10 protein-coding genes are annotated in these 21002 nt (G+C 69.4%); 6 read left to right on the top strand and 4 right to left on the bottom strand.

All coding sequences use genetic code 11. From position 1 onward, the window contains the following. Positions 1-19 precede the first annotated feature (19 nt). The gene (locus RBH18_RS04265) at positions 20-634 is read right to left on the bottom strand and encodes a response regulator transcription factor (protein WP_306204567.1); all 615 of its coding nucleotides are present in this window, start codon (positions 632-634) and stop codon (positions 20-22) included. 144 nt (positions 635-778) lie between these two features. On the opposite strand from RBH18_RS04265, the gene RBH18_RS04260 reads away from it, so the two are divergent. The 6 genes from RBH18_RS04260 (at position 779) to RBH18_RS04235 (ending at position 16876) form a co-directional block, all read left to right on the top strand. Next, positions 779-5287 carry a hypothetical protein gene (locus tag RBH18_RS04260; protein WP_306204566.1) on the top strand — a complete coding sequence of 1503 codons (4509 nt, stop codon included), beginning with the start codon at positions 779-781 and terminating at the stop codon, positions 5285-5287. 13 nt (positions 5288-5300) lie between these two features. Continuing rightward, positions 5301-5630 carry a WXG100 family type VII secretion target gene (locus RBH18_RS04255; protein WP_306204565.1) on the top strand — a complete coding sequence of 110 codons (330 nt, stop codon included), beginning with the start codon at positions 5301-5303 and terminating at the stop codon, positions 5628-5630. Positions 5631-5642: 12 nt separating this feature from the next. Further along, entirely contained in the window at positions 5643-5954 is a 312-nt protein-coding gene (locus RBH18_RS04250) for a WXG100 family type VII secretion target (protein ID WP_306204564.1), read from the top strand. A 92-nt stretch (positions 5955-6046) separates the two neighbouring features. Then, positions 6047-6361, top strand: coding sequence for a YbaB/EbfC family nucleoid-associated protein (locus RBH18_RS04245; RefSeq protein WP_306204563.1), 315 nt, complete (start codon positions 6047-6049; stop codon positions 6359-6361). A gap of 12 nt (positions 6362-6373) precedes the next feature. Next, positions 6374-8488: a hypothetical protein gene (locus tag RBH18_RS04240; RefSeq protein WP_306204562.1), complete on the top strand. Its 2115-nt coding sequence runs from the start codon at positions 6374-6376 to the stop codon at positions 8486-8488. A 12-nt stretch (positions 8489-8500) separates the two neighbouring features. Then, a complete protein-coding gene (locus RBH18_RS04235; RefSeq protein WP_306204561.1) occupies positions 8501-16876 on the top strand; it encodes a hypothetical protein in 8376 nt (2791 codons plus the stop codon). Positions 16877-16883: 7 nt separating this feature from the next. On the opposite strand, the gene RBH18_RS04230 is transcribed toward RBH18_RS04235, so the two are convergent. The 3 genes from RBH18_RS04230 to RBH18_RS04220 are packed head-to-tail and all read right to left on the bottom strand — an operon-like array spanning position 16884 to position 20956. Then, a complete protein-coding gene (locus RBH18_RS04230; protein ID WP_306204560.1) occupies positions 16884-17894 on the bottom strand; it encodes a CE1758 family FMN-dependent luciferase-like monooxygenase in 1011 nt (336 codons plus the stop codon). Between the two features lie 55 nt (positions 17895-17949). Further along, positions 17950-19077 (bottom strand): zf-HC2 domain-containing protein, encoded by a 1128-nt coding sequence (locus tag RBH18_RS04225; protein ID WP_306204559.1) that lies wholly within the window; start codon positions 19075-19077, stop codon positions 17950-17952. A gap of 16 nt (positions 19078-19093) precedes the next feature. Beyond that, positions 19094-20956 (bottom strand): S8 family serine peptidase, encoded by a 1863-nt coding sequence (locus tag RBH18_RS04220; RefSeq protein ID WP_306204558.1) that lies wholly within the window; start codon positions 20954-20956, stop codon positions 19094-19096. Positions 20957-21002 lie beyond the last annotated feature (46 nt).

Below are 21002 nucleotides of genomic sequence, written 5' to 3'. Positions count from 1 at the left end.
AGGTGACACCCCCGGCCGGTCATCGGGTGTGCGCGCTGTCGCGCAGGTGGCCCAGCTCGATCGCACGGCGGGTCAGGTCGGCCTTGTTGCCGACGTTCAACTTCGCGCGGATCCGCTTCGCGTACGTGTTCACCGTCGCCTGCGACAGCCCCATGCGCAGCGCGATCTGCGAATGGGTGTAGCCCGAGGCGATCCACCGCAGAGTCTCGGCCTCGCGCGGCGCCAGCGCCTCCTGCTTCTGCTCCGCCGGCTCTTCCCACAGCCGGCCCGACAGGTGCGAGCACAAGTAGAAGCCGCCCCGCACGGTCACCCGGAGCGCCTCGCGTACCGCTGCCTGCTCGGCGTGCCGGCTCACCCAGCCGCGTACGCCGGTCACGATCGACTTACGCAGGGCGTCGCGCCCCGGCCACTCCGCATTGACGAGCACCGGCCCGTACGGAAGCGCCCGCTCGACCAGCTCGCCCGCGGCCGGATCCGGCCGCGCGAGCGCCAGCAGCACCAGGTCGTACCGTCCGCTCAGCGCGTCGATGCCGGGCACCGCGGAACGGACCGTCGCCTCCGGGTCGTCCCCGGCCAGCTTTTCCAGCCCGGCCCGCCAGATCGGCAACTTCGCCACCACAGCAATCTCGTACACGGTCCACACGACGTACGCCGGGGTTCCGCTGTTCGAACGAGGTCGAGGGCACGGGGACGTCCCCTAACGGATGTCTTGCCGCCTGCTCCCGGTCCGCTCGTACGCTCTGCTCGCTGTCCAGTCGTTCAATGGCAGGAGCGTCCTGTGCCCACCGAGAAGCTCACCGACGGCACCGTCGTCGAATACGGCGCCGACGGTGCCGTCGTGCGTCAACAGCTCAGCGACGGCACGGTCTTCGACAGCTTCGACGCCGGCGGCCATCCCCTCCACGGCGTGATCGCCGGGTCGGGCGAGGTCACCATCGACTACCGCCCCGACGGATCGAGCACCTGGTCCTATGCCGACGGGACGTCGGTGGGCCGCTCGGCGGACGGCGACGTGGTCCGGCAGGAAACCGCTGACGGCGCGGTCTTCGACCGGTTCGACACCGACGGTCGGCCGACGCATGGCACGTTGCCGGGTGCGGACGGCGGTCCGGCGCAGCAGGTGTCGGTGTCCTATGGCGGTGATGGTTCGAGCACGTGGTCGTATGCCGATGGTTCGCGGGTGTCTCGCGATGCTGACGGTGATGTGGTGCGGCAGAGCACTGGTGATGGTGCGGTGTTCGACCGTTTCGACGCCGACGGTCGCCCCACGCATGGCACGTTGCCGGACGCTGATGGTGGTGCGGCGCAGCAGGTGTCGGTGTCGTACGGCGATGATGGTTCGAGTACTTGGTCGTATGCGGATGGTTCCCGGGTGTCGCGTGATGCTGACGGTGATGTGGTGCGGCAGGGCACCGCCGATGGTGCGGTGTTCGACCGGTTCGATGCCGATGGTAGGCCGACGCACGGCACGTTGCCGGGTGCGGACGGCGGGCCGGCGCAGCAGGTGTCGGTCTCTTACCGCGATGACGGTTCGAGTACCTGGTCGTATGCGGATGGATCCCGGGTGTCGCGTGATGCTGACGGTGATGTCACGCGGCAGGGCACCGCCGATGGTGCGGTGTTCGACCGGTTCGACGCCGACGGTCGCCCCACGCACGGCACGTTGCCGGACGCTGATGGTGGTGCTGCGCAGCAAGTGTCCGTCTCCTACGACGGTGATGGTTCGAGTACTTGGTCGTATGCCGATGGTTCGCGTGTGTCTCGTGATGCTGACGGTGATGTCACCGGCCAGAGCACCGCCGATGGTGCTTCGTTTGATCGTTTCGATGCTGATGGTCGGCCGACGCATGGGTCGTTGCCGGGTGCTGATGGTGGTGCGGCGCAGCAGGTGTCGGTGTCGTACGGCGACGATGGTTCGAGTACCTGGTCGTACGCGGATGGTTCGCGGGTGTCGCGTGATGCTGACGGTGACGTGATCCGTCAGACGACCGCCGATGGTGCGGTGTTCGATCGTTTCGATGCTGATGGTCGGCCGACGCATGGGTCGTTGCCGGGTGCTGATGGTGGGCCGGCGCAGCAGGTGTCGGTGTCGTACAGCAACGATGGTTCGAGTACCTGGTCGTACGCCGACGGCTCCCGGGTCTCGCGTGATGCTGACGGTGACGTAGTCCGGCAGAGCACCGCCGATGGTGCTTCTTTTGATCGCTTCAACGCGGATGGTCGGCCGACGCATGGGTCGTTGCCGGGTGCTGATGGTGGGCCGGCGCAGCAGGTGTCGGTCTCTTACAGCGATGACGGTTCGAGTACCTGGTCGTACGCGGATGGTTCCCGGGTGTCGCGTGATGCTGACGGTGACGTCACGCGGCAGAGCACTGGTGATGGTGCGGTGTTCGACCGGTTCGACGCTGATGGTCGCCCCACGCATGGCGCGTTGCCGGGTGCTGGTGGTGGTGCGGCGCAGCAGGTGTCCGTCTCCTACGACGGTGATGGTTCGAGTACCTGGTCGTATGCCGATGGTTCGCGGGTGTCTCGCGATGCTGACGGTGACGTGATCCGTCAGACGACCGGTGATGGTGCGGTGTTCGACCGGTTCGACGCCGACGGTCGCCCCACGCACGGCACGTTACCGGGCACGGACGGCGGGCCAGCGCAGCAAGTGTCCGTCTCCTACAGCGATGACGGTTCGAGTACCTGGTCGTATGCCGATGGTTCGCGGGTGTCTCGCGATGCTGACGGTGACGTAGTCCGTCAGACGACCGGTGATGGTGCGGTGTTCGACCGGTTCGATGCCGATGGTAGGCCGACGCACGGCGCGTTGCCGGGTGCGGACGGCGGTCCGGCGCAGCAGGTGTCCGTCTCCTACGACGGTGATGGTTCGAGTACCTGGTCGTACGCGGATGGTTCGCGGGTTTCTCGTGATGCTGACGGTGACGTAGTCCGTCAGACGACCGGTGATGGTGCGGTGTTCGACCGGTTCGACGCCGACGGTCGCCCCACGCATGGCACGTTGCCGGGTGCTGATGGTGGTGCTGCGCAGCAGGTGTCGGTGTCGTACGGCGATGATGGTTCGAGTACCTGGTCGTACGCGGATGGTTCGCGGGTTTCTCGTGATGCTGACGGTGACGTGATCCGTCAGACGACCGGTGATGGTGCGGTGTTCGACCGGTTCGACGCCGACGGTCGCCCCACGCATGGCACGTTGCCGGGTGCTGATGGTGGTGCTGCGCAGCAGGTGTCGGTGTCGTACGGCGATGATGGTTCGAGTACCTGGTCGTACGCGGATGGTTCGCGGGTTTCTCGTGATGCTGACGGTGACGTGATCCGTCAGACGACCGGTGATGGTGCGGTGTTCGACCGGTTCGACGCCGACGGTCGCCCCACGCATGGCACGTTGCCGGGTGCGGACGGCGGGCCGGCGCAGCAGGTGTCGGTGTCCTACGGCGACGACGGTTCGAGTATCTGGTCGTATGCCGACGGCACGTCGGTGGCGCGTGATGCTGACGGCGATGTCACCCGTCAGAGCACCGCCGATGGTGCGGTGTTCGATCGCTTCGACGGCGACGGCAGGCCGACGCACGGCACGCTGCCGGGTGCCGATGGCGGGCCGGCGCAGCAGGTGTCCGTCTCGTACGGCGATGACGGTTCGAGCACCTGGTCGTACGCCGACGGCACGCGCGTCTCCCGCAACGCCGACGGTGACGTGGTTGATCAGACGACCGGCGACGGGGCCTCGTTCGACGCGTTCACCGAGGACGGCAAGCCCACGCACGGCACGCTGCCGGGTGCGGACGGCGGACCGGCGCAGCAGGTGTCGGTGTCCTACGACGGTGATGGCTCGAGCACCTGGTCGTACGGCGACGGTACGCGGGTTGACCGGGCGGCGGACGGCGACGTCGAGCGCCAGGTCACCGCCGACGGCGCGTCCTTCGATGCGTTCGACGGCAATGGCCGGCCGACGCACGGCACGGTGAATGGCCAGCAGGTCGGCATCAGCTATTCCGACGGGGGCGGCAGCACCTGGAGCTTCTCCGACGGTACGACCGTCGAGCGGAACTCGGCCGGGGAGGTGGTCCGCCAGACGACGGCCGACGGCGCCTCCTTCGATGCCTTCACCGGTGACGGCAAGCCGACGCACGGGACGGTCGGTGGGCAGACGGTCGACATCTCCTACGGTGCCGACGGCGGCAGCGTCTGGGCGTACGACGGTGACGGCACCAAGGTGTATCGCGGCCCGGACGGCGTGGTCACCCGGCAGGAGCTGGCCGACGGCTCGGTTTTCGACCAGTTCGACGCGGACGGGGCGCCGGTGCACGGTGTCGTCGGCGGTCAGACGGTGGACATCGAGCAGAAGGGCGGCGGTGCCAGCGTCTGGACGTACGAGTCGGACGGCACCCAGGTCCACCGCGATCCGGACGGCGAGGTCACGAAGCAGGTCCTTGCCGACGGCACCGTCTACGACAAGTTCGACGGGGACGGCCGGCCGCTGCACGGCACGATCCCGGCCGGTGACGGCCGGCCGCCGCAGACAGTGTCGATCGGTTACGGCGCCGACGGTTCGAGCACCTGGTCGTACGGCGACGGGACGACCGTGACCCACAACGGCCAGGGTGATGTCACCCGGCTGTCGTCCGACGGGTGGACGTTCGACCAGTTCGACGCGAACGGTGCGCCGACGGCCGGCAAGGAGGACGGCACCGGCAACACGGTGACGATCGTCAACGCGGAGGACGGCGGGAGCGTCTGGACCTACAGCGACGGCACCGTGGTCACCCGCAACGCCGACGGTGACGTCGAGACTATGCAGTCGAACGGCTGGACCTACGACGAGTTCACCGCGGACGGGAAGCCGACGCACGGGTACGACAGCAAAGGCACCGCCGTCGAGATCCAGTACAAGGCGGACGGCATCACGGAGTCGACGTTCAGCGACGGCACCGTGGTGGGCACCGACCAGGACGGCAACCCGGTCTATCAGATCGTCAACGGGGAGAAGGCGGAGTACGCCGTCGAGATCCCCAAGCTCGGCGCCGCGATCAAGACGATCGAGGGCCGCCGGGACCTGATCGAAGGCGACCTGCACACGCTGAAGTCGTACTTCGAGAATGCGATCGGCTCCGTCTGGGTGAGCCCGTCCGGGGCCAAGTATCAGGAACTCGCCAAGGACATGGGCAAGCTGGCGGCCGATACCAAGGGTCTGCTCGACGACGCGATTCTGGCCATGCAGAAGTCGTACGACAACTATGTCGGAGCCGAGAGCACGAACACCAAGAACATGACAAGCGCATGAGGAGGCGTTAGCGATGGACCACATTCTCGTAACACCGGAGATGATCTCCGACGCGGCGGTGAGTTGCGACAACACCGCCGCCGAGATCGACGCTGAACTGGCGTCGGTCCGCAAGTTCGTCGTCAATCTGGAGGCGCTCTGGCACGGCACGGCCGCAAACAATTTCAGCAACGTGACGTACGACTTCGACACGTGCGGCAGGAATTTGCACAACGCGCTTACTGGCATCGCGGCCGGTCTGCGTAGGACGTCGACCAACTATGTCGAGGCCGAGACGGCCAACGTCTCCACCCTGACCGCCGTCGACAGCGCTACTCGCGGTTTCCCCGTAGCCAACCTGTAAGAGGAGTTCACCATGGCTGATGTCGCCAACAGCAACCTGCGCGTCCCCGCCGAGCTGGAACTTGCCGGCCAGCAGCTCCAGGCCAAGGCGACCTTGATCCTCGAGCAGCTCGACGCCCTCCGGGCCAAGCTGGCGCCCCTGCAGGACACCTGGCAGGGCCCGGCGTGGTCGTACTACCAGGACCTGCAGAACCAGTGGAACATGGCCGCGGAGGGCCTCTTCGGGGAGAACGGGATTCTCGGCCATATCGCCTCGGCCGTGAACGTGTCGTGGAACAACTACGTCGTCAGTGAGTCGGACAACGTACGTACCTGGAAGGGCTGAGCAGGCCGCGGTGGTCCGGCAGGTCCCCCTTCGGGGACCTGGCCGGTGCTCCCGTTCTCCATGGGAATGTGCGGTCCTGAAGGAGGAACGCGATGGCGTCGGATGATCTGGATCAGTTGCTCGAGCGGGCGCGGATGGTCTCCGAGCAGATGGCGGACATGCGGAACCGTCTGACGCACAGCGAGGTCGTCGGCACGTCGCACGACGGCACCGTGGCGGTGACGATGACCGCGGACGCCGACTTCCGCGACGTCCGGCTGGATGCGGAACTGTTCGAGCGTCGCCGTCCCGACGAGGTGGAAGACCTCGTGCTGGAGGCGCTCAAGGACGCCGGCGCGCAGCTGCGCCGGTTGACCGAGCAACGGATGGGCGAAGTGACCGAGGCGCTCACGGCGTTCGGTCAGTAACGAGGAGCGAACGTGGGCGTGCTCGAGGACTGCGCTGATTTCGTCACTGTCATGGGGGCGGGCAAGGCATTGTTCCGCCACGGCTCGGCGGCGGAAGGGCTCCCCGACCGGCTGATCGACCTGATCGGCGACGTGACCGTCCCGCCGGGCACGGTCACCCTCTTCGCGTCGAGCGAGGACATCGCCCGGCCGCAGCTGCGGGACTACGTACGCGGTGAGGTCACCAAGGGCGGGCACGTCGCGGTGACGGTCTTCGACCCCGGGCAGTTCACGGTGGTCGACGACCTGGCGCTCCTCGAGCGGGCCCGCGATCAGCTCGGCGTCGACGTGGCGGACCTGAGGCCGCCGTCCACCGTCGCGCAGCGCGAGGCTGTGGCGAGCCTGCGAGCCGATGCCAGCCCGCCGTCGCAGGAAAAGCTCACCGACTATCTGAGCGGCCGGCCCGATGGTCTGACCGACGAGCCCGGGTGGCTGGCCGACCGCTCGGGTTTGCTCGGCGTACCGCTGTCGCTGTTCGGGGCCGAGCCCGGATACGACCTGCGGGTGCTCGGATCGCCGGCCCCGGTCACACGTACGGGCCTGGAAGAGGCTCTGGGCGGCACCTTCGCGCGGATCGCCCTGCCGCAGATCGTCGACGAGATCGCCGAGGGGCGGGCCCGGGCCGTGCTGGTCCACGGGTGGAGTCCCGGAGCGACCGAGCCGGAGCTGCGCTGGCTGATCCGCGACGACGACGGTGTCGCGAGGTGGGCGGTCAACGCGCCGGACGGCATCCTGCCCGCTTTCACCAGCGACGGCGCCGCGGACCCCCGTACCCGGCTTCTGGAACAGGCCGGCACGACGGCGCTGTTCCTCGGCCCGGACGGGACCGCGTACGCCCCGGCCGTGGTTGCCGACGACACCTTCCGGCTGAGCGTCGACACCTCTGGCCCGGGCCGGACCATGCTCGTCGGCCCGTGGGACGAAGGGCTTCTGACGCCGACCCAGCGCGAGCTGCTGGCGGAGGCCGGACGGACCGACGCCGACGTCGTCCTGGTCAACGTCCGGGGTGGCCGGTCTGTGAACGGGCCCAGCACGCTCGAACCGGCGCAGAGCCGTGCCCTGCACTCGATCCTGAAGAACAACCCCCAAATGCCCCTGGTCCTCGCCACCGAGGCGAACGACCAGCTCATGTGGCTGGTCACCCAGCAGCACCAGCGCTCGGCGATCCAGCCCGTACCCGACGGTTTCGTGCGGGTCTGGGACGTCATGGGCCCTGACGGCCGGCGCGACCGGTACGGCGCTCTCGCTCCCGAGATCCTCGCCCGCGGAAGATCGCTGGCCCGGACGGCGCCCGACATCGTCCCGCCCGAACTGCGGAACCTGCTGGCGTCGAACACGTGGGAAGAGGCCGCCGGGCGTTTCCACGAGCACATTGATTCCGTACGCACACAGGACGCCGCCGATCTCATCGCGCGCCTGATCGAGCAGCACGATCAGCGCCTGCTCAAGACCGACCGGTTGCTGGGCGGAACCATCGGCGCCAGCCCGTTCGCCGAGCCCGAGGTGGCCCTGCCCGCGTACCGGACGCTGGTGACCACCGCGTTGCGGGCCGCCGCCGATCCGGCCCTGGCCGGGCAGCCGCCGATCGCGCCGGCGAACGCGTGGATCACCGAGCCCATCGGGCCGCACACCCGCACCGCCGACGACCGGTTCCTGCTGGGCTATCTCACCGACCGCCGGGTCCCGTTCGACGCCGAGGTCGGCGATTACATGCTGACCCTGCTCTGGCTGCGCGAGATGGTGCAGGCCATGCTCACCGCGGCCACCGGCCTCGCGCCGGCCGACGGCATCGCGGTGATGAAGGCCAAGGGCGAGCTGGACGGCGAACGAGCCGCCCGCCCGGTCATGCAGCCCGAGACCCTGCGCGCCCATGCGGTCATCGCCGAAACTCTGTTCGGCACCATCTTCCCTGCCCAGGGCCTGGGCGCCGACGCCGATCGCCAGGCGCTGCTCGAGTCCATCGACTGCCTCACCGGCGAGGACCGGGTCGCCTGGCTCTACATCGTCAAGAACCAGGTCAGGCCGCATTTCCCCGCGGCCGACGCGCAGCTCACGGAGCTCGTCAACACCATCGTGACCTGCCACTGAGGAAGGTTCGTCATGCCCGGTACCGTCACCCCCGCGATCTGCCTCGAGGGTTTCTCGCTGGTCGACAGCGGCGTCTTTCTCTCCCTCGACCGTGGCGCCACACCGCCTGCCCAGGTACGGGCCGCGCCGCGCATCGACGGCGTCGTGCGGGTGTTCTTCGACGAGGGCAGCATCGGCGCCCTCAGCGTCGAGGGCGTGCTGCTGCGCAACGCGTCGACGCTCGCGCGGTGGGTCGACGTCGTGGACGGAGAGGCCGCCGGCGCCCTCACGGACACGGAGGTCGACCGGCGGGGCGACCGGCACGGCCTTCCGATCGATGTGGTGGGCCGGGCCGACCTGATCGGGGCGTTCGGGGACCGCGGCCTGCCGATCGACAACGACCACCGGGTGGTGAGCCCGAGCTCGGCCTCCGGCGTACGGGTCCTGCCCCGGACCCACGTGCTGGACCGGGACCACGGGCTGACCCTGCCGTCGGCCATGTCCCGCGACCTGCCGTTCCCGGGACAGCTGCGGTTCGCCGGCGAGCACGCCTTGCTGGGCCTGCCGAGCTCGGTGGTGGCCGAGCGGCACGCGGGGGAGACGACCATTCCGGCGGCGCCCGCGGAGACGATCGCCGCCGCCGGCTACGCGGACCTGCTGGCCCATCTCGGCGCGTTGCCGGTCGGGAGCCGTACCTCGGTCGTCGCCGACGGCACCACGTTCCTCGTCATCAACGATCGCGACGGCCTTTCCACCCTGCGGGTGACGGACGGCCAGGTCGCCCCGGGCCTGCTGCCCCGGCAGTTCAGCACCCTCCGGTACGCCGGGATCACGCAGGCCGGCGACAGCATCGGCGACCCGGGCGAACAGCAACGGGACGAATCTTCCTGGGTGTCGGAACGGGACATCGCCGTCCTGCGGGCTCAAGTGCCACCCCGAGTCCTCCGGTCGACGACTGTCATCGACGTGGCCGAGCGCCTGGCGTCCACGACGCCGTCCGTGCCCAGGATCGTGCGGGACTCCTATCGGCTGGCCCGGCGGCAGATGGCCCCCTTCGCCCCGGTCAAGCCGCAACTGCGGGGCATCCGGCGCGACCTGGCGTACGACCACAGAGAACTGATCGCCGGCAACGGCTCCCGCGTCCAGGACTTCGAGATCCGGCTGCATGTGCGGCCGGACGACGGGGACGCGGGACGACTTTTCTCCCCGGAGCGACTACGCCGGATCGAGCGGGCGGCCGGCGACTTCTACAACGCCCAATATCGTATCGGTCCCGGTGACGACCAGTTCAACGTCCGGCTGGTCTTCGTCGACAACGCGGCCGACGCCCACCTCGAGGTCACCACGATGACCGAGGGAGTGACGACACAGCGGCACTGGACGCCGGAAACCACGGATCTCGACATCGTCCACGAGCTCGCGCACACCCTCGGCTTGTTCGACGAGTACGTCCTCGAGGGCGTCAACGCTTTCATCGATCGCGACGGCGTCCCCCTGCGGTGGGCCCTGAAGCGGCATGATCCCGGCCCCGGCCGATCGATCATGCAGACCACGGATCCGGCCGACAATCCCCGGCTCGAGCAGCGCCACCTCGACCGGATCGCGAATGTGCCGCGAGGAGCCTTCCAGCCGGACGGCGCGACGACGGGCAACGCACATCCGGAGACCTCCAGCGGGTCCGAGGCCGAGCCGCTCTCCGCCCGCGGCCCGCGCCCCGGCCGGCCGAGGGACGCATCGCCGCCCCCGGCCGTGGGGCCGACGGGCTGGATCGGCTCGGACGTGGCGAATGCGGTGATGCGGGAGTCATCCTCGCCCTCCTCGCGGTGGTGGCCGGTCGAGGAAGCGGTGCGCGGCTACATCTCGCTGCAGGACGGGGACGTCGGTGGCCGGCGTGCACAGCTCGCTGTCATCAGCGGCTCGCTGGACAACTGGGTGGAGCATCATTCATCGTTGGCCACCAATCTGCGCACTTTCAACCGGGGCCGGGTCGACAGGCTGCGCCGGCTCGGCGAGGAACTCCGGCAGCTGGTGCGCCGGGAATACGACGACCTCGCTCGCCTGCAGACGGCGGCAGCGCGGAGTGTTGCCCGGCGCGAGGAGCGGGGCGAAGCGGTACCGATCGCCATGCGCATGAACGCGTTGCCGGAAGGTGCGGCGATATCGCCCGACGGCTCGCCTTCGCCCGTGCGCCTCTCGGAGCTCCGGCGAGAGTTCGACAACGTGCGCCCGTTGCCCCAGGGCGTGCAGGTGCAGATCCACCTGACCAACCGCGGCAACTACGCCGGGATCGGTCAGCAGGGCCTCCGCCCGGGGGCGGCGGAGGGGATCGGCCTGCCGACCGGGGGCCGGGACCGGACCTACGTCTACACGCTGACGGGCTCCGTGCCGCGGACGAGCAACTTCGTGTCCATGGAAGTGCCGGACAGCGCCGCGGTCGGGGTACTGACCACGGGCCGTGGCTTCGTCCGGGACTCGAACTATCCGGGCGGGGCGAATCAGTACGGCAATCGCATCCCGCCGGTACGCACCTTCGAGCCGGAGGCCGAAGCGACGTACAGCTTCACCCTTCCGGCCAGCCCCAGGACAGCGGCTGGTATCGCCGCCTTCGTCAATCAGCAGCGTGCGGCGGAGAACCGGTCGGAGCTGACCGTCGACGAGGCGGTCAACCGAGTCCGGGCCGAGATGTTCCGCCGGTACGGATTCCACGTCACGGAGCAGCTCGCTTCGCGCGCCCACGCTCCCCGCTCCGCGGCTCAGCGGTTCTCGCCCCCGACGACGCACGCGCCGTACGGCTATCCGCAGACCTTCGCACCGTCGCCCGTCTTCGGCGGCCCGAGCTCCGGCGGATCGTTGCACAGGCAGCCGCTGCCCTCGCCCCGCTACCGCTCGACGGGGGAGCGCGATTCGTCCTTCAGCGGTTCGCCGTCCTCCCGCTCTCATCACAGGCCCAAGCAGCACGACGACAAGCATCACGACCTTAAGTATTGGGAGCACCGCGACTTCGACGATGACGACTACTACGCCCGAGCGCCACGCCGGGTGTCGAACGCTGACTATGTAGTCGAGGAGGCGCCGACGGCGCTTTCGGCTCCTCCTTCTACGGCATGGCGCCGGATGTCGCTGGCGATCCATCCCGACGATCTACCGCGCGAAAGGCCGGGTCCGCCAAGTAGTGACCCCTTACGAACTATGCAGGATGCCTGGCAGGAGATCACCGAGGCGCACCGCGCATACCGGCGTACCCGGTCTTCCGGTCGTGCTGACATTCTGGCCGATGTCCGTATGTCTCGTGAAGAAATGGACAACGCCGACCGCCTTTTCGAGTCCTTCCTGACTGCATCAACCCCGCTGCTGAATCGCGGTCAGCGGGAACGGGAACGGGAGTTGCGCGAGCTGGATCGGCGGATCAGTCATCTGCAGCAGCGCCCTGATCGAGAAGCGGAGCTAGGCGATGCTCGTAATTATCACGTCTTGCTCACTGATCAACTTTTCACCCTCAATGTGGAGCTTGCTAACCGGGCCGCCCAGAGAGCCACTCAGCGAATGGTTCCGGCCGCGCGCGATCTGCGTCTGGTCCAGCTTCTCCGCCAGCCGACATCGACGGCGCGGCGCGAGCTCGAGGACGATCGCGCTGCGGTTGAGCGTGTGCTGGAAGGTCTGCCCCGTGATGCATCCGGCACAACAGCTACGAGGAATGTTCTCCGCGATCGAGTCGCCTCTCTCGATGAAGACCTCGACATCTTCAACGAAATCTCCCACCGCACTAACTGGGAGGCGTTGCGGGATGCGCCGGCCACTGCCTTAGTTTTGGCTGCCCGCCGCGGGCGGCGTTACGCAGAACGCGAACGAAACGCCGCAATGCGCCGCTTCCAGCGAGCGCAATGGTCGTGGCTGGAATCCTACCCTGATGTGCGCAGTCATGATTTCGAGCGTATTCTGGATCGTGCCCACAATCGGCTGGTCCACGAATATAACCTAGTCACAACGACTAATCTAAATAGGATGACTGCTGGCGGCCGGACTGTACTGGATGAGTTGATCTCAGGTAGTGACGCCCGATTCCGCAATTTCTGGGAAACCAGCACAACTGGGGGTGCAGCCGATAGTGCCCGCCGTGGAGTGGCTGAGGAGCGCTTTGGCTACGCCGCCACGTTGCGCCGAGAAAGGAATGGCGGAGGCGCATTCCAGAGTTCCCACCCAGATGATCGCGATCGGTTCAATCCCGGTGATATGGACAGGCGTGATCTGCCTAAGTATGCCGCTCTTGTGTCGCCTGAGCGGTCCAGGGGGATCGCCCAATTTGGGAATGTTTCTTTCCATTGGTCAGCGACAGTTCGTGGGCGATCCACTATCACGCCCGGCGACAGCTTCCATTCTGGTGCGCTGGGCGCTGGCAGTTACAGCAGCTCTCAGCACGCCTACCCGCTTCTAGCCTATGGGCGAGAAGATGTCGTCCGGTTAGTCCTTGCTGAGGCAACGAACTTTCGCTATGACCCTGGCATGCTCAGCGAGGTGCGCAACGGCGACGTCGCTAACGGTCAATTTGTGCTCTCTTATTTCGAGGCGCAGATCCATGGTGATCTCGGGTGGGCGGACGTTGAGCGGGTCGTCATTTCAGGAGGAAGTCCCAGCGTGGCTCAACAGGCTGAGCGACTGCGTGACTTTCGCCGTCAATACCAATACCGCTTCCGCATCGATCTACCCGATCAGCAGCACCGCGCCGTTGCCGGCCCGGCCAACGATTACTACATCAACATGGCGTCGATCGGTTTGGTGACCGCCGGGTCTGCTAAGCTGCGCGTACTGAAAAGCGATTTGGCCTCCGGCGATGTGTCTGCCCTTCGCGAGGTTCTGGCCGGGTTGGGCGCCAAGGACAGCGCATCCGCGACCGGCGTGGCCCGGTACCTCGGCGAGCGGCAGGGCCTCGCCGCCCACGAGACGGTCGAGGCGCTGTGGGAGAGCTACACCTTCGCGGCCGGTACGCTCGGGCGGTCCGGGTTGCAGACCCTGGTCAACCTCTACGAGCAGGTGCATCAGGAGCTGGCCGATCTGGACCCGGCCGCCGCACATCCGCTGCCGCCGATCGAGCAGACGCTGGCACCGAGCTACTTCACGGCGCAACCGGTCGACACGGGGGTGGAGGCGTACCCCGCCCAGCTGGATGAGCAGGAGTTGCCGACCCGTACGCTGCGGCGGGCGCAGCCATTGGGCGAGCAGCCGTCCACGGCGCAGGCCGCCGAGCTCGACCACCTGGCCGCCCAGCGGCTCCAGAGTGCGCGCGAGTTGTCCCAGATCCTGGGGGAGTTGTCGCACGAGAAGTGGCTGACCGGGTCGCTGCTCGGGTCCAACGCCGCGGAGACTGTGCGCCGGCAGGTCACGCTGGTGGGTTTCCGTCATCTGCTCACCGATGCGGCCGAGCGGCTCAAGGACGCCCGCCGGCGGCTGCCCACGGGCGTGGTCCCGTCCGCTGCCGAGCAGGCCGGCTTCAACCAGGCGTACGCCGATGTCGCGCACTCGTCCGAGGCGCTGGCGAAATACAGCGAGACCATCGCGCACCAGGTCAAGACGACGATCGAGCACCGTGCCGTGAACGCGGTGGTGGGGCAGCAGGAAACGAGGTTCGGCGCGGCGCTGGACAAGTTCCTCGCCACGGCGTCCACCGCGGCGAACATGGGCGCGGGCATGTTGATCCCGACCGGCATGTCGTGGGCCACCGCTCTGGTCAACCTCGGTACGACGGGCGCGACGCAAGCGGCCACGCACATGTACCAGCAGTGGCAGAGCCGGCACTTCTCCGACGAGCACACCCTCACCGAGGCCTTGCACGAGCACCAGAGGAACCCCCTGCTCATGGCCGAGCAGAACCTGAAGGCTGTCAAGGAGGGTTTCGGGTTGTTCATGGCCGCCGCGGGCATCGGCGGCGGCTACGTGCCCGGCTGGGCGATCATCTCGGCTGCTCTCGCCAAGATCGGGAACGCCTACCTGGACGCCGAACTGCAACTGGCCAAGGACATGCTGGAGCACCCCGACCGGGTGGTCGAGGAGCGGGTGCTCAGCTGGAGGCTGGCGGAGGACATCTGGACCAGTGTCCGGACCGAGATCCATGACAAGGTCAAGGATCCTTCGACGCTCATGACGCTCTACGGTGCCGCCACCGGTGAGGCCGACGTACTCGGGCTGGCCGGGATCGGCTCGGACATCGCCGTGGCCGGCATCATCGAGATCGTCAAGGCAATCATCCCGCTGCATCCGGAACACCCGGTCACTGAGAGCACTATGCTCGACAGTATCCGTGCGCTGGCCGGCGCGCACGTGACCGACGGGTACCAGCCGGTGCCCACCATCTCGCGGGCTACCTCGTTCGGGCCGCTCCCGGAAGGTGTTCCCGAGCGGACGATCCACGGTCACCGGGTACTCGCCGCCGACGCGCACCAGTCGCAGGTCCAGATCGAATACCACGGTGCGAAGGTGTGGGGCTCCCTCGACGGTGAGACCGGCGAGTTCACGCCGGTGCGCCTCGACGACGGGTCGTACGTCCCGCAGCATGTCTGGAAGAACCGGACGGTGGGGCGCAACTCCTACTCGTACAAGATCACCGGCAGTGACGGCCGGGAGCGTGAGGTCCTCGTCCGGGGGACGTGGTCGGAACCGTTCGCGGGCACGAGCTTCACGAAGGTGTTCCGCACCGAGGACGGCCGCCTCGAGTGGGGTCAGCCGATGGCGCCGACCAGCACCGACTCCGACGAGTACAACCTGCACAAGGTGCTCGACCCGTCATGGTTCACGGACTTCGTCTGGGAACCGCAGGACGTGCTGAGCGTCGATCACGGGCACAGCGACCTCGGTCTGACCGCCGCGGGCAGGCACCCCGAGCACGATCCGTGGGCGATGGAGCAGAAGGCGTCCTGGATCGCGCGCCGGGCGGTGGCGCTGAGCCTGTCCACCGGACGCGCCACCGATCTGCTGACCGTGCACGTCGAAGGCGGTGGGCACGGTCACAACGCGCTGCGGCGGGGCTTCGAGCACCTGACCGGGCACGACGAGAACGCGCGGGCCCAGGAGACCGGTCGGCTGCGGGCTGCCTCGGTCCGGGCCTGGATGGTCGAGCGGGTGGGTCATCACCTGGGCCGGTTCGCCGACAAGTACCGGATCGCGCCGGGCCGGGTCCCGGCCGCCGAGTCGCTGTTCGCGCCGGCCACGAGCCGGGGGACCGCGACCACGACGCGGGCGCCGGGCCGCGGCGTGCTCGGCGAGGAGGCGATGCGGCAGACGTTCGTCTGGGCCGACGAGCACGAGGCGCTGTCGCCCGGCGCGTTCATGCCGGGCCCGGACGAGCTGGCCGAGCCGGCCTGGATGGCCCAGGTGCGGGCGGGCCTGGTCCCCGCCGACGAGAACGTGCCCAACGTGACCGTCTTCGCGGCAGAGTCGGCCACCGCGGTGAAGCTGCCGGCGGGTCTGGCCGACGCGGCCCGGCAACGGCCGGACCGCCAGTTCCTGGTCGTCGACGGGGGTAGATCGGGCAAGCTGCCGGCTGAAGCGGTGGCCCAGCTCAACCTCGCCCTCGTGCAGTTCCAAGCGGGCGGGCGCACGGTGACGCCCGTGGTCCGGGGCACGCGTGGCCCGCAGATCGACCGGGTGCTGAGCGAGTACGGCGCCGGCGTCGTGCTCGAGATCCCGGCCGGGCTCGGCCGCGTCTTCGTCAGTGCCTCCCCGGCCGAGGACTTCGTCTACGACCCGGCCTTGCAGTCGGAGACGATCGGCGTCGAGATGCTGGACGACGCGGCGCTGAGCCGGTCGGCGCAGCCCGTCGAACTGCCCGAAATCGACGAGGCGGTCGGTGGTTTCCTCTACAGCCTCAGCTCGGTCGAGGATCGGTTCGGGGCGCTGAAGGCGCAATGGCAGCACTTCAGCCAGGACAGCACGCGGGAGCAGATCAAGACCACCGTCGACCGTGTCCCGGATGTCGCGGCGATGGCGCTGGCGAAGCCGTTGCTGGACTTCGGTCCCGAGGACGACACCGTGGTGCAGGTCATGACCAGGCCGGTGAGCGAACGTCCGGCCGTGCTCGCCAAGGTGTTCGCCGACCGGCTCGCGGACGGCACGGCCGACGCGGAGAAGCTCGCCACGATCAGCGACGCGGCGACCCGGGGCGCCGACCGGGAGACCCAGCACGGCTACGGCCCGTTCGTCACCGGCCTGATGCTCGACAGCATCGAGAAAGCCCGGGCCGGACAGTTCGCCGACGCGGAGGCACTGGTCCGCGGGATGAAGGGTGCGGGCAAGCTGACGGGAGAGCAGATCAACGCGTGGACCACAGCCGTCGGCCAGCTCCGGGATTCCACCCGGGACCTCACCGACGTGGCCAAGCAGCAGTTCCTCGACCTGCAGGCGGCGATCGCCGAGTGCTGACCCGCCGCTACGGCACCCGTGCTGCCCGGCGCAGCACGGGCAGCACCTCGGCGCCGAGCAGGTCCAGCTGTTCCAGGACCGTCTTCTCCGGCAGCCCCGCGTGATCGATGAGGAAGAGCTGACGCTGGTAGTCACCGACGTAGTCGCGGAAACCCAGCACCTTGTCGACGATCTGCTGAGGGCTGCCGACCGCCACGGGCGTCTGCCGCATGTGCTCCTCGAGCGAGGAGGGGCCGTACCCCGCGCCGGCGAAATAGGGCCGGAACTCCTCGATCGCGTCCTGCGAGCGGGGCCGGACGAACACCTGGCCGCCGAGGCCGACGATCGCCTGGTCCGGCCGGCCGTGCCCGTGCTCGGCGAACCGTTGCCGATAGTGGCCGACCAGGGAAGCGGTGTGCTGCCAGGGCCAGAAAAGGTGCATGGCGAACAGGCCGTCGCCGTGCCGGGCGGCCAGGTCGGCGGTCTGCTCGCTGGCGACCGCGGCGTGCCAGACGAAGGGCGGCGCATCGTCGAGGGGGCGCGGCACGGCGGTGAAAGCACGCAAGGGCGTACGGAATTCGCCTGTCCAGTCGACGTCGTGCTCGGTCCACAGGCGGCGCAGCAGGGCGTAGTTCTCGGCGGCGAGCTGGTAGCTGTCGCGCAGGTCCCGGCCGAACAGGGGATACACCGGGCCGGAGGCGCCTCTCCCGAGCAGCAGGTCCAGTCGCCCGTCGGCGAGATGGTGCAGCGTCGCGTAGTCCTCGGCGATCCGGACCGGGTCGCCGGTGGTGATCAGCGTGGCGGCCGTCGACAGCAGGATCCGGCGCGTACGGGCGGCGACGTACGCGAGGATCGGCACCGGCGCGGATGACGCGTACGGCGGCAGATGGTGCTCGCCGAGCGCGAAGACGTCGAAACCGGCGTCCTCGGCGTGCTCCGCGATCCGCACCACGGACTGGAGTTTCTCCCGCTCCGTCGGCCGCCGCCCGGTGTGCGGGTCGGCCGTGCGGTCGCCGATGCTGTAGACCCCGATCTGCATGCCCGTACGACGGCCGGCCGCACGATCACGTTCAGGAGCGGCCCGATGGAACGACTTACGAGCCGTTCGGTCCGATGACGGCGGCTTCGCCGTGCTGGATGTAGACGGTCACCACCACGCTGCGGTTGCTGCGCACCACCGCGAAGTGCGAGATGTCGGCGATACGAGCGGGTACGGTGCCACTGAGCGACTGCTTCTTGCCGGTCCTGCTCGTCCAGTTGACGACCGGCCAGCGGTTGCCGGCGAGGCCGTACCCGTAGAGCCGGTAGCCGGCCTTTTTGGCGAGACCGGTGAGCTCCACCCGGACGTGGACGGATTCGCCGTTCTCCGTGAGGGCGACCGTCATGGTGGCCCGGCTGTCCACATCGGTCGTGGACGCCGCCGCGCTCACCACGACCGGCACCCCGGGCGCTTCCGCGTCGTCGGAGCCGTCGCGGAGGAGCGCGGTCACGGCCACGCCCGCCAGGGCGACCGTGGCGGCGAGCATCGTCGTGGACGCCAGCAGCGCGCGGCGACGCTGACGCGACGACGGGTCACCGGCCGTCGCGGGGGCGTCCACGGTCGTCCGTGCGGCCGGTGCCGGCTCCCGGGCGGACGACGCTGCGGCGGGAGGTGCGGGGGTGGGCCGGGGAACCCGCGCGGCGGACGGGGCCGGACGCGTCCGGGGAAACGTGCGGGCCGGGATGAGGCTCGCCTGCTCGGTGGATGCGGCCGATGGACCCGGTGAAGCGGGTGCGGCGACCACTCTCGGCGCCGGCGCCGGCGGAGCGGAAGGCGGCGGTTCCGCGGCAGGTGGAGGTGCTGCGGGTGGGGGTGCTGCGGGCTGGGCGGCGACGGGCGCCGGTCCCGCCGCCGGGGCAGGGTCGGTGCGACGAGGCCGGTGCGGCCACGGAACACGGCGCCGTGGGCCGGGCTCGTCCTCCGGCTCCTCGACCGGCGCGAAGCGTTCCGGGAACGCCGGCGGCACCGCGGTCCCCAGGGCGCCGTACGCGTTCGCCAGCGTCTGCCGCTCCTCGGTGAGCAGCGCGAGGGCGCCGAGCAGGTCGCACACGGCGGCCGCCTCGTCCCGGCACCGGCCGCACGTCTCCAGATGCTCGCGGACACGCGCCGCCGACGCCGGGCCGAGCTCGCCGAGATGATAGAGGCCGACGAGTTCCTCCACGTGCCCGGCGTCGTCCGCCATGCGCGTCATCGTCCGGTCAGGACTTCGTCTGCGCCGACTTGGCGCCCACGGATGCCTTGAGATCGGTGTCGGGATCCTGCTGCTCGTTCGTGCCCGCTTCGGCCGGTGCGGGCGCCGAGGGGACACTGGGCGCCGGGGTGGGCGCCGACGGAACACGGCTGGGGGCCGGTGCGGGCGCCGACGGTACGCCGGCTCCCGGCCGTACCCCCGGTGTGAGCGGTTCGGTCTCCCGCGCGGCGGACGGCTTGACCGCCGGTGGGCGGGTGGCCGGTGGCGGGGTGTCGTCCCCGGCGGGCGGCTCGGCGGCATCCTCCTCCGGCGGCGTGTCGTCACGCAGCAGACGGCGGATCCGGAACACCAGCAGGACGGCCGCGGCCAGGGCGACCAGGGTCACCACCACCAGCAGGGCCACCCGGCCGCTCCCGGTTCCGGAGGTCATCCGGGCGAGGCTCTGCTCGTCCGACTCGGCCGGCACGGCCTCCTCGGGCAGCACCTTGGTCACCGACTCGGCCGGATTGACCAGTCCCCAGCCGAAGCTGCCACTCGGCGGGGTGGCGGAACCGACCTTGTCCGCGGTCACCTCCACCCGGTGGGCCACCTGCTCGGCGCTCAGCTCCGGATAGGCGCTCCGGACGAGCGCGGCCACACCGGCCACCAGGGCCACGGCGTAGTGGGTGCCGCTGCCGGTGACCGGACCGGCCCCGGTGATGCCGAGGCTGGTGACGTTCACACCGGGCGCCACCACGTCGACGCCACCGCGCTGATAGTCTGCGGCGCCCTGGCTGTCCACGCCGACCCCGCCGACGCGCAGTGTGCCCTTGCCGGAGGCGGCGTCCGCCGCGCCGGCGGCCGACTGCGACGACGCGCCGCGCACCACGACGATGTCGTGCTCGGTGGCGTCGGCGACGGCTTTCGCGACGGCCGGGTCCTGGACGTCGACGTACGATCCGAGAGCGATGACCGTGGCACCCGCGCCGGCTGCCGCGGTGATGCCGGCGGCCGCGTCCGCGGCGCGCACCTTGACGCCCTTGCCCGCGGAGCCGGTGATCCGGACCGGCAGGACCGTGGAGTCGGGCGCGACGCCGGTGACGCCGCCGCCCGAGCCGCCCTGCGCGGCGATGAGTCCCGCCATGGCGGTGCCGGTGCCGAGGCAGTCGACGTCGCCGCGGCCGCTGCCCGAGACGATGTCCGAGCCGACGGCGACGTGCCCGGTGAGCGGCGACAGGTTGCCGTCGACGCCGGAATCGACCACGGCCACGAGTTGGCCCTTGCCGCGGCTCTGTGGCCAGGCCTGATCGGCGGCGAGTCGCAGCTGGGCCCAGTTGGTGGAGCTGGCGGATCCGGTTGGGGCCGTCTCCGCACACTTCCCGGACTTGCCTGACTTCCCGGACTTGCCGGGCTTCCCGGACGGGGCGGGCCGGGGCGCCTCGGTGGTTCCGCGGGGCCCCGGAGTGCCGGCCCCGGCGTCACGGGTGCTGCTCGGCGCCGGGGTGGCCGACGGCACCGGCTTGGGAGTCACGGCCGCCTTCGGTGACTCGGTCGGCAGGACGCCGTACTGCACGCCACCGCCGACCGCGTCCCACGGCAGGACGAGCAGCCAGCCGGCCCTGAGCCGGGCCGGATCCACCAGCGCGCCGCCGTCGGGCTGGGGCCGGCCGGAATTGAGGTTGAACACCTCGGGGGAGCGGGCCTGGTCGCCGAGGAAGCGCGCGGCGATCTCGCTGAGGTTCTCCTGGGCGCCGTTGTAGGAGGAGGTCACCGTGTAGTACTTCACGTATTCGTCGCCGGCTTGCGCGGCCGTGGCGCCGAGACCGAGCACTGCGGTCACCACGCTTGCGGCGAGGCTCGCGTGCAGAGCCGCTCGAGTGATCAGGGACATGCTTTCACCTTCGTGGGAGGCGGTGCGGCCGGGCTACCGAGAGGGG

Source organism: Actinoplanes oryzae, from assembly GCF_030757795.1.
Taxonomy (GTDB): Bacteria; Actinomycetota; Actinomycetes; order Mycobacteriales; family Micromonosporaceae; genus Actinoplanes.
The sequence above is the reverse complement of the archived record's forward strand: the minus strand, read 5'-3'. Positions and strand labels throughout refer to the sequence as shown.